This window comes from Rhodopila sp., from assembly GCF_035548095.1.
Classification (GTDB): domain Bacteria; phylum Pseudomonadota; class Alphaproteobacteria; order Acetobacterales; family Acetobacteraceae; genus Rhodopila.
Window position 1 is genome coordinate 380438 of record NZ_DASZUV010000002.1, and the last position, 12566, is coordinate 393003.

Consider the following 12566-nt stretch of genomic DNA (forward strand, 5'->3'; position numbering starts at 1 on the left):
GGTGGCGCATGAGCAACACCCTGTATGAGCAGGATTTTTACGCCTGGGCGAATGAGCAGGCCCAGTTGCTGCGCGCCGGTAAGCTGGCCGAGGCCGACATCGCGCACATCGCCGAGGAAATCGAAAGCATGGGGCGGTCCGAGAAGCGCGAACTGGTGAACCGCCTGTCCATCCTGCTGATGCACTTATTGAAATGGCGGTTCCAGCCATCGGCCCGCGGCACGAGCTGGCGGCTGACCATCGAGGAACAAAGGGATCGCCTGGCCGACGTTCTGGCGGACAATCCAAGTTTGAAAGCGACCCTGGATGCGTCGATCGCGTCCGGCTACCGGTTGGCCATTCTCGGCGCCGCTCGTGAGACGGGACTGGATCGCACGCTGTTTCCAACCGCCTGCCCATGGACATTCGAGCAGATCATGGACGAGGCGTTCTGGCCGGATCACGGATAGAGCATGATAGGGTCAGGTTGACCCTATCATGCTCTATCAACTCTTTGATTCAAGATCGCGATTCACGCCTTCTCACCGCCGGCTTCAGGCGATCGCGCTCTAGAACACGTGCCGTTGTGAGGGTATGTGACCTGCCCGCCTGGTTACATGCGCGAGAGAGGTTGACCTCAAGCAGACGCGCTTCCGCGATCAGGGTTCGCCGACAACGACACGTTCAGGGGGCGACGGGCATTTGATACGGTCATGCGCACCACCCTGCGCATGGCCAATGCCCATCAATGCGCCGCCGACGCATTTCCGGCCGCGTCACCCCGCCTTCTTCTCAGGCGCCGCGGCCTCCAGGAAATCCTGCGCAAAGCGCTGCAGCACGCCGCCGGCTTCGTAGATCGAGACTTCCTCGGCCGTGTCCAGGCGGCAGGTCACCGGCACCTGTTCCGTGCTGCCGTTCTTGCGATGAATCACCAGCGTCAGGTCGCAGCGCGGCGTGCGGGTACCGACCACATCGTACGTCTCGGTGCCGTCCAGAGCCAGGGTCAGGCGGTTGGTGCCCGGCTTGAACTCCAGCGGCAGCACGCCCATGCCGATCAGGTTGGTGCGGTGGATGCGCTCGAACCCCTCTGCCACGATCGCCTCGACGCCCGCCAGGCGCACGCCCTTGGCCGCCCAGTCGCGTGAGGAACCCTGGCCGTAATCCGCGCCGGCGACGATGATCAGCGTCTGGCCGCGCTGCATGTAGGTCTCGATCGCCTCCCACATGCGGGTCACCTTGCCCTCGGGCTCGATCCGAGCGAGCGAGCCTTGTCTGACGGTGCCGTCCGGGTTGCGGACCATTTCATTGAACAGGGTCGGGTTGGCGAAGGTGGCGCGCTGCGCCGTCAGGTGGTCGCCGCGATGCGTGGCGTAGGAGTTAAAATCCTCCTCCGGCAGGCCCATTTTCGCTAGGTATTCGCCGGCCGCGCTGTCCGGCAGGATGGCGTTGGACGGCGACAGGTGGTCGGTGGTGATGTTGTCGCCCAGCACCGCCAGCGGCCGCATGCCCTGCAAGGTGCGTTCGCCGGCCAGCGCGCCCTCCCAGTACGGCGGACGGCGGATATAGGTGCTTTGCGGCCGCCAGTCGTATAGCGGGCTGACCTTCCTGCGTGATCCGCGATTGCCGAACATCGGCGTATAGACATTGCGGAACTGTTCCGGCTTGACGGCGGTCGCCACCACCGCGTCGATCTCCTCATCCGTCGGCCAGATATCCTTCAGGCGGACCTCCTTGCCATCCGGCCCGACCCCCAGCACGTCGCGCTCGATATCGAAGCGGATCGTACCGGCGATGGCGTAGGCCACCACCAGCGGCGGCGAGGCCAGGAAGGCCTGTTTCGCATACGGATGGATACGGCCGTCGAAGTTGCGGTTCCCCGACAGCACGGCCGTCGAATAGAGGTTCCGGTCGATGATCTCCTGCTGGATCTGCGGGTCCAGCGCACCGGACATGCCGTTGCAGGTGGTGCAGGCGAAGGCGACGATGCCGAAGCCCAGCTTCTCCAGCTCCGCCGTCAATCCCGCCTCATCCAGATACAGCGCGACCGCCCGCGATCCCGGCGCCAGCGAGGATTTCACCCACGGCTTGCGCGTCAGCCCGGCCTTGTTGGCATTGCGCGCCAGCAGCCCGGCGGCGATGACATTTCGAGGATTGGAGGTGTTGGTGCAGCTGGTGATCGCGGCGATGATCACCGCGCCATCCGGCATCAGCCCCGGCTCCTGGGTCCACGCGCCGGCGATGCCGCGTTCGGCCAGGTCACTGACCGGCAGGCGGCGATGCGGATTGGACGGCCCCGCCAAGGTGCGCACAACGGTGGACAGGTCGAAGTGCAGCACACGCCCATACTGCGCGTCCTTCAGCGCGTCCGCCCACAGGCCGGCGGTGCGGGCGTAGGTTTCCACCAGCCTGACCTGCGCGTCCTCCCGCCCGGTCAGCTTCAGATAGTCGATGGTCTGCTGATCGATGGAGAACATCGCCGCCGTCGCGCCGTATTCCGGCGCCATGTTGGAGATCGTCGCCCGGTCGCCCAGGGTCAGGCTGGAGGCGCCCTCGCCATGGAATTCGAGGAAGGCGCCGACGACCCGTTCCTTGCGCAGGAATTCCGTCAGGGTCAGCACGATGTCGGTGGCGGTGACGCCCGGCTGACGGCGGCCGGTCAGCTCCACCCCGACGATGTCCGGCAGGCGCATCCACGAGGCGCGACCCAGCATGACGTTTTCGGCCTCAAGGCCGCCGACACCGATGGCGATCACGCCCAGAGCGTCGACATGCGGCGTATGGCTGTCGGTGCCGACCAGCGTGTCGGGGAAGGCCACGCCGTCCTGCGTGTAGATGACCGGCGACATCCGCTCCAGGTTGATCTGGTGCATGATGCCGTTGCCGGGCGGCACGACCTCCATGTTCTCGAACGCCTGCTTGGTCCAGTCGATGAAGTGGAACCGGTCCTCGTTCCGCCGGTCCTCCACCGCTCGGTTCTTCGCGAACGCGTCCTTGTCGTCGCCGTTGTATTCGACGGCCAGCGAGTGATCGACGATCAGCTGCACCGGCACCACCGGATTGACCTTGGCCGGGTCGCCGCCCTTGTCGGCAATGGCGTCGCGCAGGCCGGCGAGGTCCACCAGCGCGGTCTGGCCGAGGATGTCGTGGCAGACGACGCGGGCGGGGTACCAGGGGAAATCAATGTCGCGCCTGCGCTCGATCAGCTGCGTCAGCGCATCGGTCAGCAGCGCCGGATCGCAGCGGCGCACCAGGTTCTCGGCCAGCACCCGCGACGTGTAGGGCAGCTTGTCATAGGCGCCGGGCGCGATCGCCTCCACGGCGGCGCGGGCATCGAAGTAGTCGAGCCCGGTGCCCGGAAGCGGCTTGCGGTATTGCGTGTTCATGACGGATGCCCTTCTGGTCGCAATCTTCAGTCGGCCGTCCGGCAGTCGGGACGGCAGGAACGAGCCGCGCAGAGTATCGGCACTTCGGGTGATTTGCCATCGCCCTCCAGAAGGGTGGCACCGGAACGACCCGCGGCCCGGCCATCCCGCCCGGCGGCCCGCATAGCCGGTCGGGACGGACGCGAGCGAGGCCGGAACGGGCTGTGATACAGGGGATATCATATCCCCGACGCCGACGAGGCCCGATGACCACGACCGAACCCGCCGCCGAGATCCCGCACAATCATCGCCGCCGCATGCGCGGCCGCGACCCGCATGAGCCGCACCGCGTCGCCACGCCGCTGGAGCTGCTGTTCGACCTGACCTTCGCCACCAGCTTCGGCCTGGCCGCCGCGCAATGCGCCCACGCGCTGGCCGCGGGCCACCATGCCGTCGCCATCTTCGGTTTCGGTTTCGCCAGCTTCGCCGTCTGCTGGGCCTGGATCAACTTCTCCTGGTTCTCCTCGGCCTACGACACCGACGACTGGACCTTCCGCATCGTCACCATGGTGCAGATGATCGGCGTGCTGATCCTGGCGATCGGCTTGCCGCGCATGTTCGCCTCGATCGAGCACGGGGACCACCTGGACAACGCCGTCATCGTCCTGGGCTATGTGGTGATGCGCGTGGCGATGGTCTCGCAATGGCTGCGCGCGGCGCGCCAGGACCCACGCCGCCGGCGTGCCTGCCTGACCTACGCCGCCGCCATCTCGATCGCGCAGATCGGCTGGGTGGCACAGATCTTCCTGGACTTCACCGTCGGTATCAGCGCGGTGCTGACGGTGATCCTGGGCCTGGTCGAGATGGCCGGGCCGGTGATCGCCGAACGCAAGGATGGCGGCACGCCCTGGCACGCGCATCACATCGCGGAACGCTACAGCCTGTTCGCGATCATCGCCCTGGGCGAGGGCATCGTCGGCACCGTCGCGTCCCTGTCGGCGGTGGTGGACCGGCAGGGCTGGACCCTGGATGCCGCGCTGGTCTGCATCGCCGGCACCGGACTGACCTTCGGCCTGTGGTGGGTGTACTCCATGCTGCCCTCGGCGCCGGTGCTGCATGCGCACCGCAACCGGTCCTTCGTCTGGGGCTACGGCCAGATCATCATCATCGCCGCCATTGTGGCGACCGGTGCCCGGCTGCACGTCGCCGCCTATTTCATCGAGGGCCAGGCGCATATCGGCCCGCTGGCGACGCTGCTGACCTCGGCGATCCCGGTCGGCGTGTTCCTGGGATCGGTCCACGCGCTGCATTACTACCTGGTCCGCCGCTTCGACCCGCTGCATGGCCTGCTGCTGGGCGGCACGGCGGCGATGGTGGCACTGGCCATCGCCGCCGCGATCGCCGGCATCGACATGGCGGTGTGCCTGGTGATCCTGATGCTGGCCCCGGCGGTCACCGTGGTGGGCTACGAGCTGCGCGGCCGCCGCTACCGGCCCGAGGCGCTGCGACGGGACGCGCATTGAGCCGTCTTCCGGCCGTTGAACATCCGCCCGCCGCCGTGCCACGCTGCGTCCACCGCACAGCGAAGGACAGAGCCATGGACCCCACCTTCCTTTCCGCCGTCCAGCTGGCGGCGCTCGTACGCGGCGGCAAGATCGGCGCGCTGGAACTGCTGGACCATTTCATCGGCCGCGCCGAGCGTCTCGACAGCCGTATCAACGCCATCGTCGTCCGTGACTTCGATCGCGCTCGGCAGCGGGCCAGAGCACTGGATAACCAGGCCGACAAGTCGGCGCCGCTGTTCGGCGTGCCCGCCACGGTGAAGGAAAGCTTCGATGTCGCCGGCCTGCCCACCACGCGCGGCCACGCGGCGCTGAAGGACGCGACGGTACGCGTCTCGACCCTGCCGGTCCGCCGGCTCGAGGCAGCCGGAGCGGTGATCTTCGGCAAGACCAACGTGCCGGTCGATCTGGCCGACTGGCAAAGCTACAACCCGGTCTACGGCGTCACCTCTAACCCGTGGAGCACCGCGCACACGCCCGGCGGCTCCTCCGGCGGCTCGGCCGCCGCGCTGGCCGCCGGCCTGACGGGGTTCGAGATGGGCACGGATATCGGCGGCTCGATCCGCGTGCCGGCGCATTTCTGCGGCGTGTTCGGCCACAAGCCCAGCTGGGGCCTGCTGCCCAATTACGGCGATCCCGCCACCAGTTCGGCCGCCGGCACCGATATCGCCTGCCTGGGACCAATGAGCCGGTCGGCCGCCGACCTGCAAGCCGGGCTGGAGATCCTGGCCGGCCCCGATCCGGACGAGACCGCCCTGACGCTGAACCTGCCCGCGCCGCGCGCCACGGCGCTGAAGGGGCTGCGCGCCGCCGTCTGGGCGGATCAGGCCGGCATCGCCGCCGACCCTGAGACGACGGCCGCCATGCTGGCCCTGGCCGACGCGCTGGAACGCGAGGGCGCCATCGTCAGCCGCTCCGCCCGCCCGGCGCTGGACCCGCTGGATGCCTACCACCTGTATCTGAAGTTGCTCGACGCGGCCTGGAGCGGGCGGCTGACCGAGGAAACCCTGGCCTCCCGCCGCCGGGACCTGGCCAGGCTGAAGGACAGTGACCAGTCCGCCGACGCCGTCATGCTGCGCATGACCGACGTCCCGCACCGGCTGTGGCTGGGCCTGAATGAGCAGCGGTTCCGGCTGCGGCGGGCCTGGACCGCGTTCTTCCGGGAATGGGACGTGCTGCTATGCCCCGCCTTCGCCACCGCCGCGCTGCCGCACCGGCAGGACGGCAATACGTGGGAGCGGCGGATCACCGTCGGCGGACGGGAGATCGCCTATAACGACCTGCTGTTCTGGCCGGGCCTGACCGGCGGCTATCACCTGCCGGCGACGGTCGCGCCCATCGCCGCCACGCAAGCGGGCCTGCCGCTGGGCGTGCAGATCGCCGGCCCGATCCATGGCGACCGCACCACCATCGGCGCCGCCGCGCTGATCGAGCAGGCATTGGGCGGGTTCAAGCCGCCTCCGGGTTGGTAGTGCCGTTGGTGGGCGAGCGGGATCGCCACAAGGCACCCCCGCCGCATCACACCGTCAGCACGATCTTCCCGATATGCTGGCTGGATTCCATCAGCCGGTGCGCCGCGGCGGCCTGGGCCAGCGGGAAGGTGGCGTGGATCACCGGGCCGAACCGGCCGGCATCCAGCATCGGCCAGACCCTGGCGCGCAATTCCCCCGCGATGGCGCCCTTCTGCGCGGTGGTGCGCGGCCGCATCGTGGAGCCAGTGATGGTCAGCCGGCGCAGCATCACCGGCATGAAATCGGCGTCCGCCACCCTCGATCCTTGCAGGAAGGCGATGAATACCAGCCGCCCGTCCATGCCCAGGCTGCGGATGTTCTTGGCAATGTAGGGACCGCCGACCATGTCCAGCACGACGTTGACGCCCTTGCCCTCGGTCAGCCGCTTGACCTCGGCGGCCCAGTCCTGGGTGCGGTAGTTGATCGCCTCATCGGCGCCGAAGCGACGGCAGGCGGCGCATTTCTCATCCGATCCGGCGGTGGTGATGACGCGCGCGCCGAACGCATGGGCAAGCTGGATCGCGGTGAGGCCGATACCGCCGGAGCCGCCATGGATCAGCGCCGTCTCCCCCTTCGCCAGGCGGCCCATCTGGAACAGGTTGGCCCAGACGGTGAAGCAGGTTTCCGGCAGCGCCGCCGCCTGCACCGCGTCGTATCCCTTCGGCCAGGGCAGACATTGCGTGGCCGGCACGGCGCAGTATTCGGCATAGCCGCCGCCATTCGCCAGCGCGCAGACATGGTCGCCGACCGCCCAGGCGGTGACCTGATCGCCCTTGGCGACGACCTCGCCCGCCACCTCCAGCCCCAGGATCGGGCTGGCGCCGGGCGGCGGCGGATAATTGCCCTGGCGCTGCGCCACGTCCGGCCGGTTCACCCCGGCCGCCCGGACGCGGATCAGCACGTCGTCCGGCTTCGGCGCCGGCACCGGACCGGTGGCCGCCACCAGCACCTCCGGCCCGCCGGCGGCATCGGTCTTCACGAAGGTCATGGTCTGCGGGATCGACATGGGTTGAGCCTCCGGTATCGGGTATCGGGAGGGCTTTACCATGGCGGCGGCGAATGCCCGAATCCCGGCCGGTCAGGTCGGCCGCAGCAGCGGACAGGCGCTTTCACCGGCGGGACGCCAGCTCTCCTCGGGCGACAGGGTGCTCAGGATACGGAACAGATCGTTGCTGTCGCGGGACTGCGCCGGCGCCTTCACCTGCGCCAGGTAGGTCGGCCGCATCACCTGCCCGTCGGCGCGGATCGTTGCATTCTCGACGGTGAAATCGTGCACCTTCGCCGCGCGCATGGCGCCGGCCACGGCGGCGCCGTCGGTCGACGCCGCCTGCCGCACGGCATGCAGATAGTGGTTCAGCGCACTGTAGCCGCAGGCCTGCTGCCAGTTCGGCGCCACGCCCTTGTGCCGGGCGATGAACCGCTTGGCGAAGGCGCGCGACGCGTCGTTCATGTCCCAGTACCAGGGGGTCGACAGCATCATGCCTTCCGCCGCCTCCAGCCCGGCCGCCATGACCTCGTTGAAGCCGGCCGATAGCGCCACCAGGGTCTGGCCTTTCCGGTTCATGCCGAACTCGTGCGACTGCTTCACCAGATTGGTCCAGTCGCTGCCGCCGCACGCCAGGCCGATCGCCTGCGCCCCCGAGGCCTGGGCCTGTACCAGGAAGCTGGACAGATCGGCAGTGTTCAGCGGGAAGGCAACGGAGCCCAGCATCCGGCCGCCGGCCTTCGCGACGAAGCCGGCGGTTTCCTGCCTCAGGCTGTGGCCGAAGGTGTAGTCCACGTTGATCACGAACCAGGTCTTCAGCCCCTGCGCCACGGCCGGCTGCACCACCGCCTTGGTCGCCGAATAGGTATCGAAGCCGAACTGGAAACTGGTCGGCTTGCATGCCTTGCCGGTCAGGTCGGCGCTCAGGCTGCCGGAAATCAGCAGGATGCGGTTGCGGTCGCGCACCAGGTCTGCCACCGCCAGGGTGATCGACGACGCCGATCCGCACAGGATCGCCTGCACGCCTTCCTCGTCCAGCCAGCGGCGGGCGATGCCGGTACCGACATCCGGCTTGTTCTGGTCATCGGCGAAGACGATCTCGACCGGCCGGTCCAGCAGCCTGGCGCCGAAATCCTGGCTGGCGAATTGCGCGGCCAGCAGCAGGCCGGGGCCGGTATCATCGGCATAGACGCCGGAAAAATCGCACAGCACCCCGATCTTCAGCGGTGCCGTCCCCTGTCCCCGCGCTCGGCCGGCCACGGCGGCCGGCAGCACGGCGGCGGCGGACAGCAATGCGCGGCGTGATACGCCCGCGCCCTGGCGATGAGGCATGGTGTTTCGTCTCCTTCCGGGTGGTTGGCGGCCGATCCGTTGCCGGCCGATCGATTGCCAGGATGTCAGCGCCGCGCGGCCCGTACGTCAAACCGGCGGCGGATGATCCGGTCCCCGCCGTGCTCCCCGACCTGTCCGCCGACCCCGCGGTTGCCGCAACCCGGCCGCAGACCGACCGGCGGGACCCCTATGTCCGGCGCGATCATCCGCCGCGATCATCCGACGCCCTCACCCCCCGCCAACCCGGCCCGCAATTCCGCCGCCGCCGACCCCGTGATCAGGCCGCGCCGGATGAACAGGTCGATCAGCACCAGGTTGACGTTGAACTTGAACGCGTCGGTGTCGCGCACCGTCTCGAAGGCGCGCGCCAGGGGCCAGAGCTCGAACGCCTCCACCTCGCCGTCGCCGGCGACGGGGGTGAACGCCGCCGGCAATTCCAGGTCGTAGCAGGTCAGCACGTCGCGGCGCAGGCCCTCATCCCGCTCCATGGCGTAGCGGATCTCGCCGACCGGGGTCGCCCGAGCGGCGAGGTCCGGCGGGATCGAGGCTTCTTCCGCCGCCTCCTTGATCAGCGTTTCCCGGGCATCCAGCCCGGCGGGAATGCCACCCGCGACGATGTGATCCAGCTTGCCGGGGTCCAGCGCCTTGTTCATGGCGCGCCGGGCGATCCACAGATACGGGCCGTCGGGTCGCGTCACCAGCCCGTTCACGTGTACCCCCTGCGCCTGGATGCCGAATTTCGGCAGCGCGCCACGGTCGATCCGCGCCAGCGCCGGACCCTGGGGATCGGCGCGGACGTCGAATGCCTCATCGCGCCAGCGGACCAGGCCGCGCCCGGCCAGGCGCCGGGCGATCTCCGGCAGCGCGCCGGGATCGGTCAGGACCAGGCCGTCGTCCCGCCGGCGGATCGATGCCGCCTCGGCCAGCGCCGCGGCAATCGCCGGCGCCAGCCAGCCGACGCGGCCGTCGCCGATCCATAGCGGCGTGCGCTCGCCGGGCAGTCTCGCGTTGTTGCAGGCGCGCACATGGCGCGTGAAACCGTCCTCGGCCATGGCAACGTCCTGATCGGTTACTTTCCAAGCGGCCGGCATGATGCCACATGCCGGTGATGAGTCGAAGACAGCTTCCCCCGGGACAGCTTCCCCCGAAACAGCTTCCCCCGGAACAGCGTCCCTCGGAACAGCGTCCCTCGGGACGGCTTCCGCCCGGCATGGCCGCGCAGCGATCCAATCTTCAGACGATCCTGTCCTTCCTGCCCTATCTGTGGCCGGCCGGGAACCGCGGCGCCAAGCTCCGGGTGGTCATTGCCATCGTCTTCATGCTGCTGGCCAAGGTCGCCACGGTGATCGTGCCGCTGGTCTATGCCCGGCTGGTGGACGCGCTGGCGCCGCACGGCAGCGTCCCGATCGGCCTGATGGTGCCGGTATCGCTGATCCTGGCCTATGGCGCCGCCCGCGTCGGCGCCGCCGGCTTCAATGAGCTGCGTGACGCCCTGTTCGCCCCGGTGCAGCAGCGTGCCGTCCGCACCCTGGCGCTGCGCACGTTCCGCCATCTGCACACGCTCAGCCTGCGCTTCCACATGGACCGCCAGACCGGCGCCCTGTCGCGCGTGATCGACCGCGGCGTGCTGGGCATGCAGTCGGTGCTGCGGCTGGCGATCTTCAGCATCGTGCCCACGGCGCTGGAGCTGGTGATGGTCACCGCGATCATCTGGCGCATCTTCGACTGGCGCTACGCGCTGATCACCTTCGTCGCCGTGGTGCTGTATGTCGGCTTCACCGCCCTGGTGGCCGGCCGGCGCAGCCGCTACCGCCGCACGATGAACGAGACCGACAACGATGCCTCGACCAAGGCGCTCGACAGCCTGCTGAACTACGAAACCGTCAAATACTTCAACAATGAGGCGCATGAGTGCGCGCGCTACGACCAGGCGCTGGCGAAATACGAGCGGGCGTCGGTCCGCGTGCAGGTCTCACTGAACCTGATGAACCTGGGCCAGGCCGCGATCATCACCGCCACGCTGGTGCTGATCATGCTGCTGGCGCTGCAGGGCATGCGCGCCGGCAGCATGACGATCGGCGCCTTCGTGCTGATCAATACCTACCTGATCCAGTTGTACCAGCCGCTGAACTTCCTGGGCTTCGTCTACATGACCATCAAGCAGAGCCTGGTGGACATGGAGCAGATGTTCGCCCTGCTGCGGGTGGCGCAGGAAGTGCGGGACAAGCCGGGCGCCCCGGACCTGGTCGCGCATCTGTCGCAGGGCGCCGCCGGCGCCGTGCGGTTCGAGCAGGTGCGCTTCGGTTACCAGCCGGACCGTACCATCCTGAAGGGGGTCAGCTTCACCGTGCCGGCCGGGGGCAAGCTGGCCATCGTCGGCCCCACCGGCGCCGGGAAATCCACCATCAGCCGGCTGTTGTTCCGCTTCTACGACGTCACCGGCGGCCGCATCCTGATCGACGGGCAGGACATCCGCGACGTCACCCAGGACAGCCTGCACGCCGCGATCGGCGTGGTGCCGCAGGACACCGTGCTGTTCAACGATACGATCCGCTACAACATTGCCTATGGCCGCCCCGATGCCTCGCAGCCCGAGATCGAGCAGGCCGCCCGGCTCGCGCAGGTGCACGACTTCGTCCTGGGCCTGCCCGAAGGCTACGATACCAGGGTGGGTGAGCGCGGGCTGAAACTGTCGGGCGGGGAGAAGCAGCGCGTCGCCATCGCCCGCACTATCCTGAAGGACCCGCGTATTCTTATATTGGATGAAGCGACCAGCGCGCTGGACAGCCGCACGGAGCAGGAAATCCAGGCGGCCCTGCGCGCCGTCGCCAGCCGGCGCACCACGCTGGTGATCGCGCACCGCCTGTCCACGGTGACCGACGCCGATGAGATCATCGTGCTGCGCGATGGCGAGATCGCCGAGCACGGGCGCCATGCCGAGCTGCTGATGTCAGGCGGGCTGTACGCCCGGATGTGGGCGCTGCAGGCGGCGGAGCAGGAACAGGCCGGGGAACCGGCGGAAGTCGATTGAAGGAAACAGCGATGAACGAAGACCCCAGCACCCATCTCAGCCATGCCGGCGCCGTGGTGGACAAGGCGATCGAGTACATGATGGGCCAGAACATCGGATCGCTGGAGATCGCCTCCGCCCTGCTGGGGGGCTCGCTGGCACTGCTGGCGCGAGGCATGTCGGACGACGCCATCGTCGGCATCCTCACCAACGCCATCGCCTCGGTGCGGTCGGGAGAGCTGCGCGCGCAGGCGGAGCATGGGGCGGGGTGAGAACGGGTCGGGAAGAGAACGGGCCGGGATGAGAACGGCCGGATGGGGTGGCGGGACAGCCGTCCGCGCGGGGCGCCGTGCGCCGAGTGCCGCGAGCCATGTCCGGCGGGCAATCCGCGCCCCGCGCCTCTTTCCTTGACGCGCCCGGCCTCAGCCGTCATAACCCGCGCCTTCCGTTTTGGACCGCAAGAAGAGAGTTCCATGTCCCGCCGCTGTGAAATCACGGGTAAGGGTGTGCTGAGCGGCAACAATGTCAGCCACGCCAACAACAAGACCCGCCGCCGCTTCCTGCCGAACCTGCAGGTGACGTCCATGCTGTCCGACACGCTGGGCCAACCCGTCCGCATGCGCCTGTCGACGCGCGCGATCCGCACCGTGGAGCACAACGGGGGCATCGATGCCTTCCTGCTGGGCACCCCGAACTCCAGGCTGCCGCCCGAGGCGCTGGTCCTGAAGCGCCAGATCCAGCGCGCCCAGGCCAAGAAGGCAGCCACGCCGGCGGTCTGAGAACGGTCATCCGCCGCCGCGGGCATCCGCCCACGCGTCGGTTTGA

Annotated in this window: 10 protein-coding genes; 6 read left to right on the forward strand and 4 right to left on the reverse strand. The window is 68.5% G+C overall.

All coding sequences use genetic code 11. From position 1 onward, the window contains the following. Nucleotides 1-8 precede the first annotated feature (8 nt). Entirely contained in the window at nucleotides 9-449 is a 441-nt protein-coding gene (locus tag VHC04_RS04010; RefSeq protein WP_325678189.1) for a DUF29 domain-containing protein, read from the forward strand. A gap of 306 nt (nucleotides 450-755) precedes the next feature. Here the strand turns inward: VHC04_RS04010 and acnD are convergent, their stop codons facing one another. Next, the gene (gene acnD / locus VHC04_RS04015; RefSeq protein WP_325678191.1) at nucleotides 756-3362 is read right to left on the reverse strand and encodes a Fe/S-dependent 2-methylisocitrate dehydratase AcnD; all 2607 of its coding nucleotides are present in this window, start codon (nucleotides 3360-3362) and stop codon (nucleotides 756-758) included. 245 nt (nucleotides 3363-3607) lie between these two features. Here acnD and VHC04_RS04020 point away from each other — a divergent pair, with 245 nt between their 5' ends. Then, nucleotides 3608-4864 (forward strand): low temperature requirement protein A, encoded by a 1257-nt coding sequence (locus VHC04_RS04020; RefSeq protein ID WP_325678193.1) that lies wholly within the window; start codon nucleotides 3608-3610, stop codon nucleotides 4862-4864. Nucleotides 4865-4938: 74 nt separating this feature from the next. After that, nucleotides 4939-6375 carry an amidase gene (locus VHC04_RS04025; protein ID WP_325678195.1) on the forward strand — a complete coding sequence of 479 codons (1437 nt, stop codon included), beginning with the start codon at nucleotides 4939-4941 and terminating at the stop codon, nucleotides 6373-6375. A gap of 46 nt (nucleotides 6376-6421) precedes the next feature. Here the strand turns inward: VHC04_RS04025 and VHC04_RS04030 are convergent, their stop codons facing one another. From VHC04_RS04030 to VHC04_RS04040, 3 genes are all read right to left on the reverse strand, one after another. After that, nucleotides 6422-7420, reverse strand: a complete 999-nt coding sequence (locus VHC04_RS04030; RefSeq protein ID WP_325678197.1) for an NAD(P)H-quinone oxidoreductase — start codon at nucleotides 7418-7420, stop codon at nucleotides 6422-6424. A gap of 72 nt (nucleotides 7421-7492) precedes the next feature. Then, the gene (locus VHC04_RS04035; RefSeq protein WP_325678199.1) at nucleotides 7493-8731 is read right to left on the reverse strand and encodes an ABC transporter substrate-binding protein; all 1239 of its coding nucleotides are present in this window, start codon (nucleotides 8729-8731) and stop codon (nucleotides 7493-7495) included. Nucleotides 8732-8946: 215 nt separating this feature from the next. After that, nucleotides 8947-9783, reverse strand: coding sequence for an NUDIX hydrolase (locus VHC04_RS04040; protein WP_325678201.1), 837 nt, complete (start codon nucleotides 9781-9783; stop codon nucleotides 8947-8949). Between the two features lie 158 nt (nucleotides 9784-9941). Between VHC04_RS04040 and VHC04_RS04045 the strand changes: the two genes are divergently transcribed. The 3 genes from VHC04_RS04045 to rpmB all read left to right on the forward strand — a co-directional run bounded on the left by VHC04_RS04045 (nucleotide 9942) and on the right by rpmB (nucleotide 12520). Beyond that, the gene (locus tag VHC04_RS04045; RefSeq protein ID WP_325678203.1) at nucleotides 9942-11762 is read left to right on the forward strand and encodes an ABCB family ABC transporter ATP-binding protein/permease; all 1821 of its coding nucleotides are present in this window, start codon (nucleotides 9942-9944) and stop codon (nucleotides 11760-11762) included. An 11-nt stretch (nucleotides 11763-11773) separates the two neighbouring features. Continuing rightward, nucleotides 11774-12013: a hypothetical protein gene (locus VHC04_RS04050; RefSeq protein WP_325678205.1), complete on the forward strand. Its 240-nt coding sequence runs from the start codon at nucleotides 11774-11776 to the stop codon at nucleotides 12011-12013. A 201-nt stretch (nucleotides 12014-12214) separates the two neighbouring features. Beyond that, nucleotides 12215-12520 carry a 50S ribosomal protein L28 gene (gene rpmB / locus VHC04_RS04055; RefSeq protein WP_325678207.1) on the forward strand — a complete coding sequence of 102 codons (306 nt, stop codon included), beginning with the start codon at nucleotides 12215-12217 and terminating at the stop codon, nucleotides 12518-12520. Nucleotides 12521-12566 lie beyond the last annotated feature (46 nt).